Raw genomic sequence first — 20,582 nt, forward strand, 5'->3', positions numbered from 1 at the left:
ATTTCAGACCAGCTCGTACGCTTAATACAGATAGTTTTTGGCCTAGTGCTTGCTCAAAGCCTACTCTTATATAAAGAAGTCATTCTGCATCCTCTGCATGAGTCGCATTGGATCTCACTGTTAGCCCTTTCTACCGTTTTTATAACAACAATAATGAGTTGGATTGATTGGCACATAACGATGGAGCTACGCCCATACAATTTTGATTACAAGAACGAGCGACGCAGGTCTGAGGAGATACGTCTGGGCGTTGATATGATAACGGTTATTCTTTACGCCTATCTGCTTTTTTCTATCCAAAGTATAGTCAATGGGCCTTCCCAATCAATCGCAGGTTACCTAACGGGGTTTCTTCTAGTATTTATTGCATATCTCTTGTCGGGATTAGCCCGGAGACACGCACATGGGCCTCTTGCGAGCAATCCCGTGCCAATCATAAGATTTGGGGCCATTTATGCTCTTTTACTTATTGTCTACCAAGTAGTCTTCAACAGAATCTCCACTTCCTCATCATCAGGAACGTATGTGCTAAATGCAGTAACAGTCGTCGTAACATTGGCCGTAATGGTTTCATATAGAATTGTACGACGGTCGGCCGGCAAAATGAGACAACAAGAAAAAGACAAGGGATTTAAATTGGGCATTGATATAGACGGCGTACTTGCCAATCAAATCCATGGGGTGTTGCCTCGCATTAAAGCTCGCTCAGGAATTTCTCTTAGATATGATGAAATATCGGAGTGGCGTTTAACTGTTGGAGACAGTGACATAGCGCGCGAGATTGAAGCAGCATTGACGGATGACGAGTATGTTCTAAACATGCCTGTGCACAAAGGTGCCCGGGCTATGTCCGATAAGTTGTATGAGAGAAATAGAATCATACTTCTTACAGCTCGTCCTTCAGCGAGTCGTGCCGCAACAAAACAGTGGCTGAGTAGTAAGGGGTTTTCCTATGACGAGCTTGTCAACGCTAAAGAGCAGAAAAAGAGTTTTTACGGGGTGGATGTTCTTGTCGATGATTACATACAAAATATCCTCGACTATCTTCAGAACTCAAACGGGCTTGCTATACTTGTCTCGCAGCCTTGGAACCAAGATCGGACGGCATTGAAACCATGGCTCTCAACGAGAAGATTGTTCATTGTCAACGACTTAAGCAGAGTTTCAGAGATTATTAGCGATCGGCCGGAATTATCTACCCTAAATCTTCGCCAGCAATTAACCGCTGGTTTTGTGATTTTCTAAGAAATCCTAGTTTAGTCTAGGCCAGATCTAACAGGCCTACCCCGGGTCCGCCTCAGCGAGTTTCAAAAATAATCGGGACCGTAACACGCTGGCTACCGATACCGGGGCCGCCCCCCCGGGGGCCACTGTCCCAAGCCTGCCCCCCGGGTGCCTCTCCACTGTAGGACGGGGCGGGGCTGAGTCCGTCGGCCCGCTGGAGCCCGCCGACTGGTTGCGCGGGGGTTGCGTTGGCGAGTCTATGTGTCCTCTCTTGTCTCGTTCGTCTCCTCGGATTCCTCAGGAATTGCCGTGTTTCCCTGTGATCCCGTCGTATCTGATCCATCTACGGATCTGGGGGTTACAGGTTCAAGTCCTGTCGGGCGCACCAGACTGCACTTCGTGTGAGCTGCGGGCTCATCAGGCGCAGCCAGGCTCGTCTACGGATCTGGGTATATCAAATTCAGTCCTGTCGGGCGCACCAGACTGCACTTCGTGTGAGCTGCGGGCTCATCAGGCGCAGCCAGGCTCGTCTACGGATCTGGGTATATCAAACAAGCAACTGAACAAATCTGGATTTCCACTGCAGTCCGTATTGAACCTCGGTGTGTCGAGTACAACAGCGGACCATGGATGGTCTGTTGCCTCTAGAGACATCCCTGGAAATCAGCTGAGTCAAATTGCCGGACTGGAAAAGAAGGTTGCTACCGAATGGAAAACAGCCAAGATGAGCCGAGCGAATTAACGAGAGGTTTGAGGCTGGGGAGGGTGCTCGCTGGCAGTTCCTGTCGTCAAGCCTCAGGGGGATTTCAGGAACTCAGCGATGATGTGTAAAATATTGTCCGCTACTCCCTACAGGTCACAATCTCAGATTCCCCTCGTACCCTCAGCATAGACCTAATTTTTCGACGAGCCTCTGAACAGTCGGCGCGGTTCTCGATATCCTTGTCCATGTCATTCTCGAGTTCCTTCAGTTCGGAACTGGGAGCGACACGGTACAATTCCCGCAATCTCTCGAGATGATCGGATTCAAGGCCTGCAACTCGCTCGTACGCGCAGTAGGTTTTTACGAGTTCTGTGGAGGACATGCCTTCAAGTTCAGTTTCCTCAGTCACTCGGCAGGTGTCGGATTCGGATAGGGCTTGACGCGCAGGGACTAATACACTGAACAACGTAAGCCAAGCCGTTAGGATACATTGAGACGTAGGAAGCACTTTATTCATGGGAAAATGAATTATTCTGACCCGAGGTCGCCATCAAACTTCCGAATACCATTTTCGCTTTATGGGACCTCCCCGGGACTAGCTGTGACGGTCCAAGACCAGACAACGGGCAAAAGGGAACGCCGACCCGTTGCATGGTCAGTCGGTATTATACTCCTGCCAGTACGGTTTGTACGCGCCTCAGATTAGCTGGCAAGAGAAGGAAAGTGAAGATCCTGCATAGCGTCATCATGTCGGACAACCCGTCGGTTGGTTACATCTGGGTTGAGCCGTCAAACCATCGCGTCTGGCAGTGAACTGATTCGTGTCAGAAGGTCACGGGCAAGGGTCAGCTGTGTGAAGATTACTGGTTGTGTGTGCTTTTAAGCGCTTCGGCATTTAGCCTGAGATGCTGCATGGTCTTCTCGGAACCCGAGGGGAGGATGTTGTTGGAGAGAGATCGGGGGACATGACACCACCGCCCTTTTCAGGTGCCGGCGGTAGGCCCTTCCGAGGCCATCGGCACCTGGCTGCAGCTAGGGAGAAGTGTTCCGAGATTAGGTGAGGAGATCTGTGCCGGTCGGCTTCACCATCGCGATAGCCGTTCGGATCGTACGGTCTAGCTCTTCACCGGACGTACGCCCTTTCACAAGGTAGGCTCGGGCGCCGTTGTTGAGCGCCAATTGGCGCATTGGGGCAAAGACCGTTTTGGCCAGCACGACCACGGGTCGCCGTGGATGTTGAGCCTGCGGGACCAAATTCCACAGGACCTCAAAGCCCGACATGTCCGAGAGGTTCAGTTCCATCACCACGCAATCGACGCGCTGCGAACGACATAGATCTAGTCCGGCCTTACCCGTTTCGGCTTCGAGGACAATGCAGCCTGGTGAGCGCGTCTTCAGACATTGCGCCCAGTACTCCCGATCCTCTTTCTGTGAATCGATGAGTAGCACGGTCGTAGGAGCAGGGCCAGATACAGGGCCTAGGCGGTTCAACGCCCGTTGCCGGACGTGGTGTTCCACTTGAGTCGCAAAATCGGAGAAGCAGACGAGGCTCTCATCAAGCTGCAGAATGGTGCCTTTGACCGAGGCAATCGTCTCCTCGACCAGCGCGAGGGCTTTCGTAAAGGACTCTTCGAACTGCTCGCGCTCGCGAGGGTACTTGTCCATATGGTCCTGGTATGTGGCCAGCGCCAAGTCTTTGCGCGCGATGAGCGTCCTCAACGTACTGTGCCACAAGGCCAGTCGGACGGTGCGCACCGTCTGCTCGCGGTCTACGGGAAGGGTGATGAGATCGAAGGCGCCCCGGAGTAAGGTCCGTCGCGCAAATTCTCGCTCATCGCCGGTCGCGGTGACCACAACGGGCACGCATGTCTCCACGCCTGGGCGCGCTTCAATAACAGCGCATCGTCGCTCTCCGCCATCGCTGCCGCACTGATGATGAGTTGACAAGGCGTCGCCTCTAACTTCCGAACGGCGCCGAATGCGGTGGTACACACATCGTAGTCAACGTCCAACCGCCGGTCCCCAATAGTGCTCATGAGCGGTTCGGCGCGCGAGAAGTTATTTTCGACGATCAGGAGGCGAGGAACCCGAGGAGAGGGCGTGAGTGACGCAGGGTCCGGACCCATATGGCCCTACTCGCTTTCTCAGATATCGGCGGTGGGCCGCCCGCAAGAGGCCGCCACAATCTATTGATGAATGAACGATTTCGGGGAGCGGATTGTAAAGCTGCTGAACGGCCCTAGTCAAATTTGCTGGACATCCGCTACGTCATGCAGATGACAAAGAGGACAGTTGTTGAAGAAAGAAGAGAAACCTTTACGAAGCCTCGCATGAAAGCGAATACGATGGATCATTCAAGCGCTTCCGTCATGCATCACAAGACATGCCCTCGCTCACCGAGTTCTGGGTAGGACTACCATCGTTTCCGATGGAATGACGATCATATCGCCAGGCATCAATTCAATGTTCTGTCCCGAGCCGTCTCGAACCACGATATCGTCATAGCTGGCTTTGAGTTTCGCCTGTCCTTGACCGTCCTTCGTAAAGCGGAAAATGACGATGGAATTTTTGGCGGCCACGCCGGTAAACCCGCCTGCGACCGTAATTCCTTGCAACAGAGTGGTTTTGCTTTTCAGTGGATACTTGCCTGGTCTATTCACTTCTCCAAGGACATAGATTTGATAGCTCTGAACGTCTTTTACTGTCATCGATATCGTGGGATGTTCCATGTACTTTTTAAGACCGGCGGATATTTCATCTGTCAATTGGACAGGCGTCTTCCCCACCGCAGAGAGATCGCCAAGTAGCGGAAGGGAGATTCTTCCGTCGGGTCTGACCTGGACCTCTTTGGAAAGTTCGGGATTCTTCCAAACAGTGATTTCTAGGATGTCTTCAGGACCGACGATGTATTCCGGCGTCACCACCAGTAATGACTTCTCGTTTGCGCCGGGACCTCCTGTTGCCATTGGTGCTAACTGTTTCTCTAAAATATTTTGCTCAGCAGTCGATGGTGCGGGATTGATAAAAATGAGGATCGAGAAGCCTAGGATGATATGGGAAGAATAGATTCGCATAGCGGTACTCCTTTCCACCATTGCCCATAGTACACGTTCAGTTCGAAAAAGTAGACGATACATTGGGCAGGCCCATAAGGTCGGCTGAGGACAACGAAAGAGACCTTGTTGATCCGGGTATCGGGAGCTTGTCGTTCCAGCAACGGGAGGAGGGTAAGGGTTTGTGCGAACTAGGGCGGACAATGGAAGATCAATATGGCATTGGTGTAGGATGATCCTGTGGCTTGCGGCTGCCCATGAGGAAGGGAGTGCCATGAAGCGCGTTCTGCTGGTGCTGTCAATGGTGGCGGCTGCGTCCCTAGCGCAAGCTCAATTGGATGGCGGAGTGCTCATCTCCCCAGGACTGTCGACGGTGTTTGTATCTCCCGCATTCAATGGCAGCGCGAATGTGTTGAGGCCAAACCAATCCTCTTTATTCTTCAACCCTCCCTCCAGTGGCAGTACGATCACCAGAGGAAGCGATCAGCCGTCGTACTACATCCCATTGTCTCCGCCTCCCATTTCGGGTTTCAGAACTACACCATATGGGATTGTGATGCCGGGCCATCCGAGCGTCCTGGATAGGCCTTTGGCTCCATTTGGAATTACCCTTCCACCTCCCTGACGTGATCTGCCGATATTCTAGCTACGGCATGCTTCAATCATCTATCGCGCCTGGGGACAGATAAACGAGACTCGGGTGAACTGTCAGTTTGCTTCTTGCATCCGACCGGTGGTTGTTCCCACGTTGACCCCTTCTCTGCTGAACACAGTGCTACCTGAATGGCCCAGTACGTTCCATTCACGACGGCTTGTTCTGGTTCGGGGACGGCCACTGGATACTTGGCTTGTCCAGCCCACATGATTTGCGAGGTTTCGACAGAGATTTCACGGACTAAAACCGTCACGTCATAGCCGCTGTTGACATAGGCGGAACGGGGTACAGCGATCGTCGCGTCGCCGAACACAACATAGCCAGCTCCCGCCATCCGGCCAAGCTTGACCATATCCTCCAGATCATCGGTATTGTGATGGAGAATGATTTGTTGCTCGTCGAAGAGTCGTTGTGCCTTGCGATGTTCGATAACGCGCAGCGTATTTTCCAGATAAAACGAGGTGAGATAGTCTGTCATCTGTTCATTGTTCGTCCAAATGATGCGGGAGGCGGTTCGATAATCGGATGGTAATTGCGAAATATGGGATCCATTCGCGATCGGATGGAAAGAATGGCTACAACCAAAAACACCAAGAAATGACAATAGCAACAAACACAATGTAGTCGTCAACGATGAGGAGGATATAACGGGCACTGGATTTCTGTGGAAACCCATTTCTATGGATGGCGCAATACAAATAGGGGCATTGCAAGCCAATCTGTCAGCTGGCTAGGCCTGGTTTTCAGATTCACGGAATGAACGGGGGAACAGCGACGGATTCTATGACGCGATTGAACTATCTGCAACAGCTGTCCCTTAGCGGCGACGGCCGGATGGCATGGTCTCTTCTTCGTATCTGGCGAAGAGACGTTTGGCTTCTGGATGCCAGTGGCCGGCGTGGCCGTGGGGAATGCCGATGGTGCGGAACAACGGCGTGAGTTTGCCGTCGGGATGGAGATAGCCAGCTCGAAGAGGCACGGTTCGCTTGCTGTGCCTGATCAAGTGGCAAGGAACCGGGCGGATGGAGGTCAGCCAGTCGGCAATGTCTTGCGGATTGCCGATCGAGGCGGAGAGAAGCAGGAGGCGAGCCTGTGACGGGCAGAAAATGATCGTTTCCTCCCACACGACCCCTCGCTCCGGATCGGCGATATATTGAGATTCGTCCATGATCACGAGCCCGAGCGTGTCGAGCCGCAGGTCGATCTCGCCTCCCGCCGCATCGTACAGGAGATTACGCAGGATTTCGGTCGTCATGATGAGCAGAGGCGCCTGGCCGTTGTCGCGCCGATCGCCGGTGAGAATGCCGACCCGGTCGGCTCCGAAGATTCGCGAGAATTCCGTGAACTTGGTATTAGACAGGGCCTTGAGCGGCGACGTGTAGATGACGGTGCGATTCTCTTCGATGGCGCGCCTGGCTGCTTCCACCGCCACGTAGGTCTTGCCGCTTCCGGTCGGCACGCTCACGATCACGTCCGTCTGCTGTAACCGCTCCACGGCTTCCACCTGCCAGGCATCCGGCACAAACGGTTGCGGCGGCGGCACGCCGATTCCCGACAACCATTCGGGAAGCGAGACGGATGGCTCGTGCGATTCCGGCTCGTGATGGTGAGACTTTTGACGCGGCGCATGCTGTGTCTTGGCGTGCGATGAAGCGCGCGGTGCGGGCGCAGCCTGAGGCGGGGTGGCTGGTCTCTCGGGCCGCTCTCCGATCAGCGCCATGACGTCCGACTCAAAGCCGGCGCGGTTCTCCGCCGAATGGCGGATCAGCAGATCGATGAGCCGCCGTTTCCCGACACGGAAGTGCCGGTGAATCCGGCCCCGGGCCAGACGGTGCAACAGGGCCATCGGTTGCTGCGCGAGCAGTTTCTCCAACTCGTCGGTCGTCATCTGGTCGTCTCTGGTTTCTCTCGTCCGTACATCATTCTCAAGTCGTGCGTTGGCGTCACGGGAGTTCTTCCAACACGCCGCGGCGGAGCACCGCAATGGCTTTTGACGCGCATTCGGCCAACTCCGGATGCGTGCCTTTGAGGCCGTGCAACTGCGACAGGAATTCCAACGTTCTGGCCAGCAGCCGATAGATGTCTCCCTCGGCCATCGTAGTCATCTTGCAGAGGCCGATCCAGGTGAGGGTGGGATCGCCGATCCACCGTTCCGTCACGGCTGCGATATCCGCACGCAGGAGCGGCGGCTCCTCATAGGGCGCAAGCGACTCGGCGAGTTTTCGGACTTGCCCTAGGAGCGAGCCCAATCCGGTGCTGATCCTCGGGAACATGCCCGGCCGGTCGTCGTCGTGGGCGATGCTGGACATGACCGCCGCAAGGAGCGACGGTTCTCCGCCGATGAAGGCCTCCGCGCGAATGAGTTCCGTAATGAGGAGCGAATGGTCGATGCGGATGAGGCGCGCCCACTCGCCGGCTTCTGTCAATTGCGCCGTCGCCGTGAGATAGCCGAACTTCTGCAGCGCTTCGATCCGTTCTTGAAACCTGTGCCAGAGGCTCGTGCGCAAGGCTTGAATCGACTTCATGTGCCGCTGTTGTTCCTGCCGGAGCTTGGAGGCGTTGGCATAGTCCTTCTGGCAGGCCGAGCGCGACGGGCAGGTGGGACAGGAAAAGTCCCCGAGTGTTTGCACGATCGCGTCGGGGATCGGCTCATCGTCTTTCGACACGAGAATCGGCAGAATCGGCAGCCTGCCGGGGAGTTCTTTCAAGGTTTCGAGCAGTGAGTCGAAACTCTCCGGCGTGCACCAGGGATAGGACGGGGCCTCATGACATTCCAGTATACGGTCGAAGACGTCGGTCACGACGGCGGCGGGACATTCCGTGATCGCGCCGTCCGGGCGGAGCACCGTAACCATGGCGCTCTTCTGGCCCTTGCTTCGATATTGCCGCAAGACGACTCCGCGAGTCTTGGACAACCCCACCACGCGTCCGGTGCTGAGGAAGTGGAAGCGCGCCGTGACCTCGGGCGGCTCGTGGCGTTGAACAGCCGGGCGGTGATGCCGCTGGCGGCGCACCTGATCGAACATGTGCCATTGGGATATCCAGTCGGTGCACACGCGGGGGCCGTACGGTTCCATCTGGCGGTGCACGTCGTCGAGTTTCTGCTCGATGACTTCGGCCCGCTGGTTCAGCTGAAACTGCGCGAAGCTCTTGGCCAGGATGGACTGCATCTGATCAAGCGGATGGGCCTTGAGCAGATTGAGGACCATCGGATAGGTGATGACAAATTGGCTGTTGATCGCTTCCGGATGGCCGGTCAAGCCTTTCGTGAGCACGCTCAAGTCGATGTAGGGCGAGGGCGTCACGATGGCGAATCCGACGAGATCCTTGCCGCGACGGCCGGCCCGGCCGGCGATCTGCTGAACCTCTCCGATCGTCAGGTCGGTGAAGTCGCGCGCCTTGCGGATGCTCGACTGGGTGATGATCACCGTACGCGCGGGAAAGTCCACGCCGGCCGCCAGGGTGGTCGTGGCGAACACGGCGTCGAGACAGCCGTGCCGCATGAGCTCTTCGACGGCGATCTTCCACGACGGAAGGTGACCCGCATGGTGGGCCGCCACGCCGATGCGCTGGACCGTGGGAATCAGCGGGTGTTCCGCGATACTGGGATACTGGGCGATGACCTGTTCCAAGACTTTCGCGATGGCTTCCTGTCGGGCGGGAGGCAAGAGCGCCTCGCTATGGTCGAAGGCCTGCATCGCTTCGTCGCACGCGCGACGGGACGTCAAAAACACGATGGCGGGCGTGAGGTGTTTCTGTCGGAGGGCCGAGATTAGGTCAACCGGATGAATCGACGGAGGCATGCAGCTTCATTCCCTTGGAGATGACGACAAGCCCGGATTCGGTGACGGTGAACCGTTGGGCGTCCGCTTCGCGGTCGTAGCCGATCTCCGTCTTAGCCGGAATGACGACGTCCTTGTCGACGATGGCGCGGCGGATCCGGCTGTGCTCTCCGATGACGACGTTTTCCATGATCACGGAGTCGCGAACGTCGGAATGGTCTTGGACGCGGACGTTCGGAGACAGGACGCTGTTCTGGACGCGCCCGCCGGAGATAATGCAGCCGCCGCACACGACGGAGTCCAGCGCGACCCCCATGCGGCCGCCCTGGTAATCCTGCGCGAAGACGAACTTGGCCGGAGGAAACTGGCCCTGGTAAGTTCGAATCGGCCACTGCTGGTCGTACAGGTTGAAAAGCGGATCCACCGCGACCAGGTCGAGGTTGGCTTCCCAATAGGCGTCGAGGGTTCCGATGTCGCGCCAGTACTTGACGGCCTTCCGATTGGCATCCTGAAACTTGAAGGCGTAAACCTTGCGGTTGGCGATCATCCGGGGAATGATGTTCTTTCCGAAATCGTGCGCCGTGCCTTCCTTGGCGTCGGCGATCAGTTCTTCGCGCAGGCTCTTGGAGCGGAACAGATAGATGCCCATCGAGCCGAAGACCGTATCGGGATCGTTCGGAAGGGGAGTGGGGTTGGAAGGCTTTTCATCGAAACGCGTGACGCGGTAATCCTCGTCCACCGTCATAACGCCGAATCGGTTGGCCTCCTGGATGGGGATGTCGATGGCCCCGACCACGACGTCGGCGTTCTTGGCGACGAGCCAGTGAAACATCTCCATGTAATTCATCTTATAGATGTGGTCGCCCGCCAGGATGAGGATATATTCGGCCTGCTCCCCCTCCCACAGAAAGAGATTCTGGTAGACCGCATCCGCGGTGCCCCGGTACCACTCCTCGCTGATGCGCTGCTGCGGCGGAATCGACGCGATGTACTCGCCGAGTTCGGCGTTCAGAACGTTCCATCCGATGCGGATGTGGCGGTCGAGCGAATGGGACTTGTATTGAATCAGGACGGCGACGCGGCGCAAGCCCGAGTTCAAACAATTGCTCAGCGTGAAGTCGATGATCCGATATTTGCCGCCGAACGGAACGGCGGGCTTGGCCCGGTGTTCCGTCAAGGGCTTCAACCGTTCGCCCTTTCCGCCGGCGAGCACCATCGTAAAAATACTGTTCATGGGCCGATTGTAGCAGGACGCTCGACCAAGATGAAACCGAATTCGTTGACATCCGGTCACGAGCGGTTGATACTACCGCTCAGAAATACGTGTTATCTGAGCGGACCGGGCAAAGGAGCAGACATGAAGCAGGATGTCGTGGTTTCGTCCCTTTCCAAGCGGGCCGCCGCGTCTGGGAAACAGTCCGGCGAGACCCCGTTGCAGAACGCTCTGTGGCGGCTCGAGCGACTGGAAGCGCAGATGCAGAAACTCTCGGAACTCGTCCGCGATCACGCGGAAGACGTCGATCGGCTCGTCCGAATCGTCGCGGAAGACCGCAATACCATTCGCCGTCAATTGTTGCGAAAGCATCATGAACGCGTCAGGGTCAGAAAGCACCTGCGCACGGCCAATGCCAAGGCCGTATTTGACGAGTGACGGCCGCTTACATACCAGGATTTTCCCCTCTCCCGCGCACCTCTCTTCGATCACAGGACAAGCTGTCCTTCCGATTCTAACCATCTGTTTCCGTGGAGGTTCTTTGCATCGCGCTGCAGACACGGTATAATGCCTTATTTTTTGAGGGATAAGCGGCAACAGGAGTGCTGTAGTTCGCATTGACGGGTTTTGCGAGGAGACGGTTCGTGTCCGTTGCACCCCTTCGACGACGGTTCCTATCCTGGATTTTTCTCGGTCTCAGCGTCCTGATCATCAGCCAGTCCGTGGCCGGTGCGCAGCAGCCGTCGCCGCCCGGTCTCTCCGGTCCGCCCGGTCCGTCCGAACCTCCGGCGGTCATTCGACTGAGTCTCAACGAAGCCATCGCGCTGTTCATCAAGCAGAACCTGTCCGTGCTGATCACCAGGTACGGCATCGACTACAATAAGGGCCAGGAAATTACGGCCTCTCTCTTTCCCAATCCCGTGGCCTTCATCGGCACCCTGAGTTCCTATACGCAGGGATTGAACCTCAAAAACAGCGGGCAGCTTGCCATGATCGTGCAGCAATTGTTCGAGCTGGCCGGCAAGCGGGGCTATCGCATCGAAAGCGCCACGTTCGGAACCCAATCGGCCGAAGCGGCGTTCGAGGATGCGGTGCGCCAATTGGGCTTCACGGTCAAGGACACCTACTACCGCATTCAATTGGCGCAACGGCGGCTCAACCTGGCCGAAGAGAATCGCGACCGCTTCGCCCGTATCCTGGACATCAATACCATCCGCTTCAAGAAAGGCTATATTGCGGAAGTGGACCTGATCCGGATCAGGCTGCAGATGGTGGACTTCCAATCCCAGGTCATTCAATCCCTCCAGGACGCCGAAATGGCGCGGGGCGACCTGCGGCAGCTCTTGAGGTTGTCCCCGAAGACGGCCATGGAACTGACCACGGAAATGGACTTCCGCCGGATCGATCCGGATATCAACAAGCTTCGGGTGACGGCGATCGATCTGCGGCCGGACATCCGGGCCAAACGGTTCGCCCAGTCGCAACGAGAGTCTGATCTCCGCCTGGCCAAAGCCTATCGGGTTCCCGACGTCACCGTGGGGGCCGGCTACGAGATTCAGGGAGCGCAGGGGCCTGACAACCCCCAGCAATGGGTGCTGAATTTCGGAATCCCCATTCCCTTGTTCAACCGGAACCAGGGCGGTATCCTACAGGCCGAGGTTGCCGTCCAGTCCGCGGAAGCGGACTTGAATAAAACAGTAAATCAGGTAGAAAATGAGGTCGAAGTCGCCTATCGGAACTTGATTCAGAGCCGCCGGTTGGTCGAAGCATTCGTCGGCGGGATTCTGGACGATGCCCGATCGACTCTGACGATCGTCGAACGTGCGTATGAACGGGGAGGGGCCACCATTCTCGACCTACTCGATGCGGCGCGCACCTCCCGCACCATTCAGCAAAATTACATCGAGGCCCTGTTCACCTATCAACACAATCTGTTCCAGTTGGAAAGCGCAGTGGGTCAGGAGATTCGCTCGTGAACATCGGAACAGGTGACGCCCCGGAGGGCGACGACAATCGTCACGCTGCAGCCGGCAGCCTGTTGATCTTTTCAGTCTGCGCCGCGCTTCTTTTCCTCATCTCGTGCGGCCGCGCGGACCAGCCGCCTCATTCGAACGCCGCCATTCCACCCAAAGCCGCCCCGCATCCGACCGATTTGGGACCTCGGGTCGAAATCGGAACCGTCGAAATGGGTTCCGGCGAACACGACCTGACCCTGTCCGGGAAGGTCGCCTACGGAGAGGATCGGTATTCACGCATCTCCTCGCCTCTGCAAGGGCGGGTGGTCGAAGTCCGTGCCCACCTTGGCGATCGCGTCAAAGCCGGAGACATCGTCCTCGTGGTGGATAGTCCGGACATCGCGCAAGCCTATTCGGAATACGTGAAGGAGGATTCGGATTTGCAGTATGCAGTCCGGGCCCACGAGCTGGCTAAAGATCTCTATGAGAACAAGGCCCTGCCGTTGAAAGACCTCAAGCAGGCTGAAAACGAGCTGGTCAAAGCCCGCGCGGAATTCCGGCGCGCCAAAGAACGGCTCCTTTCTCTCCGTATTCCTCAGGAAGAACTGAACAAGCCGGTGGACAAGCAAACGATCACGTCGCGCTTCGAAATGAAGAGTCCGCTGACCGGCATCGTCGTCGAACGAGCCGTCACGCCCGGACAATCGGTCGGCGGCGATCCGAGCCAGATCCTGTTCACGGTGGCCGATCTTGCGATGTTGCAGGTCGTCGCCGACGTCTACGAACGCGACCTGGCCCTGGTGAAGGAAGGCCAATATGCCAAGGTGATGGTCGAGGCCTATCCGGGCGTGGCATTCCCCGCCACGGTCGCGGCCATCGGCGATGTCGTGGATCCGACGACCAGGACCATCAAGCTGCGCGCTTGGGTGAACAACCAGGAAAATAAACTCAAGCCCGAAATGTTCGCCCGCCTGGTCCTGCGCGTGGGCGGGACGACCCCGCTCCTGACGATTCCGCGGGAAGCGGTGCTCGAGGCCGAAGGGAAACAGTTCGTCTATCTCGTCGAAGGCGAGAATCAGTACGTGAAGCGGGAAGTGACGGTGACGCCGATCTCGTCGGACCAGGTTCGCGTCGTCGAAGGCCTGGCTTCCGGACAGCGCATCGTCATCAAAGGGGCGGTCCTTATCAAGGGACAGGAAGCCAAAGGATAGGCAACCTTGCCTCACGCCTCCCTCTCGTCACCGGATAGTCACCCCTCCACATGATCGCCCGCATTGTCGAAATTTCCCTGGTCGAGCGGTTCCTGCTGTGCATGTTGGGCTTGGCCCTTCTCTTCGGCGGACTCTACGCCTTTCACCTCCTCGATATCGTCGCGTACCCGGATCCGTCTCCTCCCATGGTCGAGCTGATCACCCAGAATCCAGGGTGGTCGTCCGAGGAAATGGAGCGACAGATCACGATCCCCATCGAGGTGGCGCTGACGGGTATGCCCGGCCTCAAGGACATCCGGTCCCTTTCGATCTTCGGCTTGAGCGACATCAAGGTGTATTTCGATTTCGGGACCGACATCTTTCGTGACCGCCAGGAAGTGCTGAACCGGCTGATGTCGGTGCAATTGCCGAATGGCGTGCAGCCGAGCCTGTCGCCATGGTGGGCCATCGCCGAAATCTACCGGTATGAACTGACGGGCTCCGGCACGACCTCGCTGACGGATCTGAAGACGATTCAGGACTGGCAGGTGCGCAGGGAATTCCGGCGCATCCCCGGCGTGATCGACGTGACGGCCTTCGGCGGGACGACGAAGGAGTACCACATCGATATCGATCCCGGGAAATTGATCTCCTACGGCGTCAGCCTGTCCCAGGTCATGCAGGCCCTGAGCAACAGCAACGCCAACGTCGGAGGCAACTACCTGACGGTCGGCTCGCAGAACTACAACATTCGGGGACTCGGATTGATCGACGACCTCCACGACATCGAGAACGTCATGGTCACCGCCAAGGACGGCACGCCGGTGTTCGTGAAATCGCTCGGTACCGTGTCCATCGGCCATCGCGTGCGACTGGGAAAAGTCGGCATCGACGACCGCGACGACGTCGTGGAGGGCGTGGTGCTGCTCCAGCGTGGCTACAAAGCTCTCCCGGTGCTCGACAGCGTCCGGGCCAAGGTGCAGGACCTGAACTCGTGGAAACTGCCGGCGGCGGTGAAGGTCACCACGTTTTACGACCGGACCGCCCTGATCCATACGACCGTCGAAACCGTCACCGACATTCTCATCAGCGGCATGGTCCTGGTGTTCCTGATTCTTTTCGTTTTCCTCGGACATTTCCGCGCGGCGCTGATCGTGGCCCTGACCATTCCCCTCTCGCTCCTGTTTACGTTCAGCATGATGGTGTTGGTCGGTCAGTCGGCCAACCTCATCTCGCTCGGCTCCATCGACTTCGGCATCATCGTGGATGCCACGCTGATCATGGTGGAGAGCATTTTCTTTCATTTGGCCCACGCGAAGACGCAAAACCTCACGGTGAACCAACACATCGTGCGCGCGGCGCGCCAGGTCGGACGGCCCATTTTTTTCTCGACGGCGATCATCGTGGTGGCCTTCATTCCGCTGTTCACAATGACGGGCGTCCCGGGAAAGATCTTCGCGCCCATGTCGGTAACCTACGGATTCGCCCTGGTCGGGGCCCTGATCATGGCCTTCACGCTGGCCCCCGTGCTCTGCTCGTTTCTTCTGCGGGGGCCGCTCAGCGAAGAGGATACGGCGGTCGTCCGGGTGATCCGGCGCCTCTATCACCGGATTCTCGGCTTCTCGCTGGACCACCGTTTGCTGGTCCTGGCCGTGGCGGCAGGCCTGTTGTTCCTGACTTTCATCGCGCTGCAATCGCTTGGCGGAGAATTCATGCCGGCGCTGGAAGAAGGCAATCTCTGGGTGCGCGCGACGATGCCGGTGGACATCTCGTTTGAGCAGGCAGCCCGTTTAACCAACGACATCCGGAGGATGTTCCGCGACGCGCCGGAAGTCACGACGGTCGTCTCGCAATTGGGGAGACCGGACGACGGTACGGATCCGACGAGTTTCTTCAATGCCGAGTTTCTGGCGAATCTGAAACCGCAAAAAGAATGGCGCTCCGGTCTGGACAAGGACGGGCTGATCGAAGAAATCGAAGCCAAGCTGCACAAGATCCCCGGCGTCATTTTCAACTTCTCCCAGGTCATTCAAGACAACGTCGAAGAAGCGATGTCGGGGGTCAAGGGGGAAAACTCGATTAAGTTGTTCGGCCGCGACCTGAAAACTCTGGAAGCCAAGGCCGTCGAGATTGAAAGTGTCATGCGAAGCGTCAAGGGCGTAAAGGATCTCGGCATCTTCCGGCTCGTCGGCCAGCCGAACCTCCTGATTCAGGTGGACCGGGAAACCAGCGCGCGGTATGGGCTCCAAGTGGCGGACGTCAACGCCGTGGTGCAGGCGGCGGTCGGCGGTCAGGCAGTCACGCAGGTCTTCGAAGGAGAACGCCTGATCGATCTGGTGGTGCGGTTCATGCCGGAATTCCGACAGGACGTCGAATCGATCAGCAATATTCTGGTCAGCACGCCGGATGGCGCGAGGATTCCGTTGAAGCAGCTGGCCACGATCACCTCGCAAACGGGAGCCTTCATCATTTACCGGGAAAACAATGAGCGCTACATCCCGATCAAATTCAGCGTGCGCGAGCGCGATCTCCAGAGTACGGTGGAAGAGGCCCAGGCCAAGCTGGGAAAAGAGGTGACGCTGCCGGAGCGGTACCACATGGAATGGGCGGGACAGTACGATCAGTTGAAGGACGAGCAGAAGCGGCTGCTGACCATCGTGCCGGTGAGCCTGCTGATCATCCTGTTCCTGCTGTATACGACCTTCGACTCGCTGAAAAACGCGTTGCTCGTGCTGGCGACGGTGCCGTTCGCCCTGGTCGGCGGGGTGCTGTCGCTGGTGCTGACCCAAACGCATTTCAGCATTTCGGCGGCGGTCGGCGTGATTTCGACCCTCGGCGTGGCGATCCTGGGCGGTGTGTTGCTGATCTCGCGGATCGAAGAATTCCGCCTCACCGGCCTGAGCCTTCGCGAAGCGGTCATCAAAGGGGCGGACGTGCAGATGCGGCCGATTCTCATGGCGACCTTGGGAGCGGCGATCGGATTGCTGCCCGCGGCTCTGGCGACGGGCATCGGCTCCCAGGCCCAGAAGCCCCTGGCCCGCGTGGTGGTCGGGGGGATGCTGACGGCCGCCTTTTTGATTTTAGTCGTGTTACCGGTATTATATGAGTTGGTCCATCGACGATGGAACGATACCGGCGAATGATTCTGAAGAAAGGGGAACCAGTGCGTACCAGAGGACGTCACGTCATCATCCGAGCGACTGCGGTGGTTTGTCTTGCTCTGCCGCTGGCGGCGTTCGCCGTGGAACGGCCTGCGCCGATTCCGGTGCAGATGCCCTACGAGATGCCTCCGGCCGTTCAGCACTCGCCGGCCGAAACCGTTCCGCAGAACACCAAGCCCCTGACTCCGGAGGAACTGCAGCGGGCGGAAGCCCTGCTTCCTCTGTTGGAGGGCAAACAGGAATTCTGGGCCATGGGCGAGTTCGTTCATCTGGGCGAGCCGGTGGTACCGGTCCTCGTGAAGGCGCTGACCATGCCGGGTCCCAGAATCCGATACAACGCGATCGAGACGCTGTCCATGCTCAAGGCACCGGCGGCCGTGCCGGTGCTGATCACGACCGCCAAGGATCCGAACGAGATGCCCAGGGTACGTGAGCATGCCCTGCGGGTATCCATCCGCCTGGATCCGTCCAAGACGCCCGAAGCGATTCAAGCGATGTCAAAGGATCCCAATTCGTCGATCCGAAAGGCCGCCGCCTTCGAATCCCGGTATGTGAGGGACAAGGCAGTTGTGCCCATCCTGATCGACATGATTGCCGACGATGAACGGTTTGTCGGGCTGTCGGCCGTGCAGTCTCTCTGGATTTTGACGCGACATGAAACCGAATTCCATGATTGGGACAGCTCGACCAAACAAGATCGGACGGAATGGACCAGGGAATGGACCGACTGGTGGAACATCGAAAAAGACTCGTTCCAGCTTCCCGAACCGAAGCGTCGTTCCACGGCCCAGCCCGGATGAGGCGCGCCTTGCGGCGGTGAAAATCGCTATGTTATATCTGATGGATTCGACGTGTGATACCGATGTCCGGTGACGAAAGGATTCCGTCGACCTATGGCCGTGCTTCCCATCGCAAAACTCGGCAATCCCATCCTGCGTAAGATTGCAGCGCCGGTCGACGTCCGCGAGATCCGCACCAAGGAATTCCAGCAGCTGATCGACGAGATGTTCGAAACCATGCTGGATGAGCCTGGCATCGGTCTGGCCGCGCCTCAAGTCTCCCGCTCGATTCAACTGGTTGTGATGGGATGCGAAGGGGAGGGGGGATTTCCCACCACCACCTTGATCAATCCCAAGATCGTCTATTACGGCCCGCAACAAGCCGAAAACTGGGAGGGCTGTCTGAGCGTCGACGGGTTGCGCGGCAAAGTGACCAGGCCGTCGGTCATCCGCGTTCAAGCCCTGGATCGAGACGGCAAGCCGGTCGACATCGAGGCGGACGGACTCTATGCCGTCTGCGTCCAGCACGAAACCGATCATCTCCTCGGTAAATTGTTCGTGGATCGGATGACGGATCTGTCCACGCTCACTCAATTGACAGAATTCGACAAGTACTGGCGGAAAGAACCGACTCCGGTCATCTAAACGAATCCAGCCCGGGCAGGCATCGTGAAATCCCTTTTGCGCGTCCTATGGTATTTGCGGCCCCATCGGGGCCTGGTCGCCGTCACGCTGTTGTGTGCGCTGGGCGCCACAGCCATGGAATTGGTGCCGCCCTGGATCGTCAAAATCGTCATCGACGACGTGATCCAGGCCAAGCAAGAATCGCTATTGCCTTGGGTGCTGGCAGGCCTTGTCGCCGCCTATGTCGGCAAGAACGTGTTTGCATCCCTCCGCATCCGATTGAACAATACGCTCGAACAGACCGTCGTGCACAAACTCCGCAGCGACGTCTTCGCGGCGGTCCAGCGGCTTTCGGTCACGTACTTCGAGAACCGCTCGACCGGCGAAATCATGTCGCGGTTGACGAACGACACGGAGCACGTGGAGCGCATCTTCATCGACGGGGTGGAAGCCGCGCTCACGGCGTCTCTGACGCTGGTCGGCATCACGATCATGCTGTTTGCGTTGAACTGGAAACTCGCCCTATTGTCGCTGGTGCCGATTCCGTTTCTCATATGGTCGGCCGGGCGGTTCACCACGAAAGTGCACGGGTTCTATCACGGCATCCGTCAGGGCGCGGCGGAGGTCAGCGCCTATCTGCAGGACGCCTTGTCCGGCATCCGCGAGATCATGGGATTCGGCAGGCAGGCGCACGAGCAGGAACGGTTCGACCGACTGAGCCAGGCCTACAGCGCCGCCAATCTCAAGGCCATGTATCTATGGTCGCTCTATTCGCCGGGCATGATTCTCGTGGGCAGCCTGGGGACCGTGCTCATTCTCTGGTACGGGGCCGGTGAGGTATCGGCGGGACGGTTGACCCTCGGGGAACTCGTGCTGTTTCTCTCGTACCTGAGCCTGTTCTATGTTCCCATCAACCAGATTCATTCCGTGAATCACCTGCTGCAGCATGCCCTGGCGGCCAGCGATCGGGTCTTCGAGGTGTTGGACACGAAGCCTGAGGTCGCCGACGCGCCCGGTGTCTCGGCGCCCGCTCACAAGGCCCGCGGGGAAGTCCGGTTCGACCGCGTCGAGTTTCGGTATCGCCCTGACGTGCCGGTGCTGGACGGGTTGTCCGTCTCGGTATCGGCCGGGGAGCGGATCGCGCTGGTCGGACCAAGCGGCGCGGGCAAGAGCACGTTGCTCAAGTTGTTGATGCGGTTCTACGACGTCACGGGCGGGGTTGTGCTCATCGATGAGCGGGATGTCCGGGATATGCCGCTCGACTATCTGCGGCGTCAGATCGGATACGTGCAGCAGGAGCCGTTCCTGTTCAACGGGACCGTGCGGGAGAACATCCTCTATGGCGATTTGACCGCGACGGGCGATCGGGTGGAGGCCGCGGCGCGAGCCGCCAGGGCCCATGATTTTATCGTCGATCTGCCGGAAGGATACGAAACCAGAATCGGGGAGCGGGGCGTGAAACTGTCGGTCGGACAGAAACAACGGGTGTCCATCGCGCGGGTGCTGCTCAAGAATCCGCCGATCGTGATCTTCGATGAGGCGACGTCAAATATCGATACCGAAACGGAAGTGAAGATCCGCGAGGCCTTGAACGAGTTGACGAAGGGACGAACCACCTTCATCATCGCACATCGGCTGACGACCCTCCACGACGTGGACCGTATCCTGGTGATCGAGAAGGGGCATCTCGTGGAAATGGGAACCCACGAGCGGCTCATGGCGCTCGGCGGAGTGTATGCCGGATTATATGAGGCGCAATTTCAGACATAGGCGCGGCCACATTCGGGGCACGCGCCGAAGCCGACAGGAAAAAGTATGGTCTTGATCTACGAAAACGATCCGCTGGATAATGAGCATGCGCGCGGCCGGTTCTATCACGTGTGCCGGGGACGGGTGGACCGTACGGAACTTTCGATTCCCCCGGTCGATCAGCCGCACGAATGCCCCTCCTGCGGCATTGACTTGGAGGCGGAGGACTTCTTCGTGGCGATGCAGAAGGGATCGGTCTAACGACAATGAGCGGCAGCACGGGACGGAAAACGGTATCGGTGATGCGCGGACTGATGATGCTGTGCGATACGTGCCACAGCCAGGTCCTGCTCGAAAAACTGGTCGATCACAAGAATTTCGTGATGGACCATGAAGCGTTGTTTGATACGATCTGCATGGGCTGCACGGACATCAATCGCCCATTGATCGACGACATGTTGGGCAGTTCCGAGTAAGAACGGTCCGGATCGGCC

General features: G+C 57.8%; 16 protein-coding genes. 10 read left to right on the top strand and 6 right to left on the bottom strand.

Translation table 11 applies throughout. The features are described from left to right. The first annotated feature begins 603 nt into the window (after window positions 1–603). Window positions 604–1,245 carry a 5' nucleotidase, NT5C type gene (locus NSJP_RS19540; protein ID WP_172834354.1) on the top strand — a complete coding sequence of 214 codons (642 nt, stop codon included), beginning with the start codon at window positions 604–606 and terminating at the stop codon, window positions 1,243–1,245. Between the two features lie 1,735 nt (window positions 1,246–2,980). On the opposite strand, the gene NSJP_RS14070 is transcribed toward NSJP_RS19540, so the two are convergent. The 6 genes from NSJP_RS14070 to glgC form a co-directional block, all read right to left on the bottom strand. Continuing rightward, window positions 2,981–3,790 (bottom strand): response regulator, encoded by an 810-nt coding sequence (locus NSJP_RS14070; RefSeq protein ID WP_080887505.1) that lies wholly within the window; start codon window positions 3,788–3,790, stop codon window positions 2,981–2,983. A 530-nt stretch (window positions 3,791–4,320) separates the two neighbouring features. After that, the gene (locus tag NSJP_RS14075; RefSeq protein WP_155970243.1) at window positions 4,321–5,001 is read right to left on the bottom strand and encodes a polysaccharide biosynthesis/export family protein; all 681 of its coding nucleotides are present in this window, start codon (window positions 4,999–5,001) and stop codon (window positions 4,321–4,323) included. A gap of 641 nt (window positions 5,002–5,642) precedes the next feature. Continuing rightward, the gene (locus NSJP_RS14080) at window positions 5,643–6,113 is read right to left on the bottom strand and encodes a hypothetical protein (RefSeq protein ID WP_080887507.1); all 471 of its coding nucleotides are present in this window, start codon (window positions 6,111–6,113) and stop codon (window positions 5,643–5,645) included. 339 nt (window positions 6,114–6,452) lie between these two features. After that, window positions 6,453–7,523 (bottom strand): DEAD/DEAH box helicase, encoded by a 1,071-nt coding sequence (locus NSJP_RS14085; protein WP_080887508.1) that lies wholly within the window; start codon window positions 7,521–7,523, stop codon window positions 6,453–6,455. Between the two features lie 55 nt (window positions 7,524–7,578). Then, window positions 7,579–9,438: a helicase-related protein gene (locus NSJP_RS14090; protein WP_080887509.1), complete on the bottom strand. Its 1,860-nt coding sequence runs from the start codon at window positions 9,436–9,438 to the stop codon at window positions 7,579–7,581. Further along, entirely contained in the window at window positions 9,413–10,651 is a 1,239-nt protein-coding gene (gene glgC, locus NSJP_RS14095) for a glucose-1-phosphate adenylyltransferase (RefSeq protein ID WP_080887510.1), read from the bottom strand. The genes NSJP_RS14090 and glgC overlap by 26 nt, the downstream gene beginning before the upstream one ends. A gap of 123 nt (window positions 10,652–10,774) precedes the next feature. Here glgC and NSJP_RS14100 point away from each other — a divergent pair, with 123 nt between their 5' ends. The 9 genes from NSJP_RS14100 to NSJP_RS14140 all read left to right on the top strand — a co-directional run bounded on the left by NSJP_RS14100 (window position 10,775) and on the right by NSJP_RS14140 (window position 20,564). Next, window positions 10,775–11,068 (top strand): hypothetical protein, encoded by a 294-nt coding sequence (locus tag NSJP_RS14100; protein WP_080887511.1) that lies wholly within the window; start codon window positions 10,775–10,777, stop codon window positions 11,066–11,068. Between the two features lie 206 nt (window positions 11,069–11,274). Then, on the top strand, window positions 11,275–12,606 hold the full coding sequence (locus NSJP_RS14105; RefSeq protein WP_172834355.1) for a TolC family protein: 1,332 nt from the start codon (window positions 11,275–11,277) through the stop codon (window positions 12,604–12,606). Then, window positions 12,603–13,796 (top strand): efflux RND transporter periplasmic adaptor subunit, encoded by a 1,194-nt coding sequence (locus NSJP_RS14110; protein WP_231989387.1) that lies wholly within the window; start codon window positions 12,603–12,605, stop codon window positions 13,794–13,796. The genes NSJP_RS14105 and NSJP_RS14110 overlap by 4 nt, the downstream gene beginning before the upstream one ends. Before the next feature lie 50 nt (window positions 13,797–13,846). Beyond that, window positions 13,847–16,918: an efflux RND transporter permease subunit gene (locus NSJP_RS14115; RefSeq protein ID WP_080887513.1), complete on the top strand. Its 3,072-nt coding sequence runs from the start codon at window positions 13,847–13,849 to the stop codon at window positions 16,916–16,918. Then, a complete protein-coding gene (locus NSJP_RS14120; RefSeq protein WP_080887514.1) occupies window positions 16,915–17,736 on the top strand; it encodes a HEAT repeat domain-containing protein in 822 nt (273 codons plus the stop codon). Before NSJP_RS14115 ends, NSJP_RS14120 begins: the two co-directional genes overlap by 4 nt. Before the next feature lie 93 nt (window positions 17,737–17,829). Continuing rightward, window positions 17,830–18,360, top strand: a complete 531-nt coding sequence (def, locus tag NSJP_RS14125; RefSeq protein ID WP_080887515.1) for a peptide deformylase — start codon at window positions 17,830–17,832, stop codon at window positions 18,358–18,360. A gap of 24 nt (window positions 18,361–18,384) precedes the next feature. Continuing rightward, the gene (locus tag NSJP_RS14130) at window positions 18,385–20,109 is read left to right on the top strand and encodes an ABC transporter ATP-binding protein (RefSeq protein ID WP_080887516.1); all 1,725 of its coding nucleotides are present in this window, start codon (window positions 18,385–18,387) and stop codon (window positions 20,107–20,109) included. A 45-nt stretch (window positions 20,110–20,154) separates the two neighbouring features. Then, complete coding sequence (locus tag NSJP_RS14135; RefSeq protein WP_080887517.1) at window positions 20,155–20,349, top strand: hypothetical protein; 195 nt, start codon at window positions 20,155–20,157, stop codon at window positions 20,347–20,349. Between the two features lie 5 nt (window positions 20,350–20,354). After that, window positions 20,355–20,564: a hypothetical protein gene (locus NSJP_RS14140; protein WP_080887518.1), complete on the top strand. Its 210-nt coding sequence runs from the start codon at window positions 20,355–20,357 to the stop codon at window positions 20,562–20,564. The last annotated feature ends 18 nt before the right edge of the window (window positions 20,565–20,582 follow it).

The organism is Nitrospira japonica (assembly GCF_900169565.1).
GTDB classification, from domain to species: Bacteria; Nitrospirota; Nitrospiria; order Nitrospirales; family Nitrospiraceae; genus Nitrospira_C; species Nitrospira_C japonica_A.

Bases quoted from the DNA above. Each gene is read 5' to 3' on its own strand.
- NSJP_RS14090 (WP_080887509.1), bottom strand. From the start codon at position 9,438: ATGCCTCCGTCGATTCATCCGGTTGACCTAATCTCGGCCCTCCGACAG.
- NSJP_RS14140 (WP_080887518.1), top strand. From the start codon at position 20,355: ATGAGCGGCAGCACGGGACGGAAAACGGTATCGGTGATGCGCGGACTG.
- NSJP_RS14120 (WP_080887514.1), top strand. From the start codon at position 16,915: ATGATTCTGAAGAAAGGGGAACCAGTGCGTACCAGAGGACGTCACGTC.
- NSJP_RS14075 (WP_155970243.1), bottom strand. From the start codon at position 5,001: ATGCGAATCTATTCTTCCCATATCATCCTAGGCTTCTCGATCCTCATT.
- NSJP_RS14080 (WP_080887507.1), bottom strand. From the start codon at position 6,113: ATGACAGACTATCTCACCTCGTTTTATCTGGAAAATACGCTGCGCGTT.
- NSJP_RS19540 (WP_172834354.1), top strand. From the start codon at position 604: ATGAGACAACAAGAAAAAGACAAGGGATTTAAATTGGGCATTGATATA.
- NSJP_RS14085 (WP_080887508.1), bottom strand. From the start codon at position 7,523: ATGACGACCGACGAGTTGGAGAAACTGCTCGCGCAGCAACCGATGGCC.
- NSJP_RS14115 (WP_080887513.1), top strand. From the start codon at position 13,847: ATGATCGCCCGCATTGTCGAAATTTCCCTGGTCGAGCGGTTCCTGCTG.
- NSJP_RS14100 (WP_080887511.1), top strand. From the start codon at position 10,775: ATGAAGCAGGATGTCGTGGTTTCGTCCCTTTCCAAGCGGGCCGCCGCG.
- def (WP_080887515.1), top strand. From the start codon at position 17,830: ATGGCCGTGCTTCCCATCGCAAAACTCGGCAATCCCATCCTGCGTAAG.
- glgC (WP_080887510.1), bottom strand. From the start codon at position 10,651: ATGAACAGTATTTTTACGATGGTGCTCGCCGGCGGAAAGGGCGAACGG.
- NSJP_RS14135 (WP_080887517.1), top strand. From the start codon at position 20,155: ATGGTCTTGATCTACGAAAACGATCCGCTGGATAATGAGCATGCGCGC.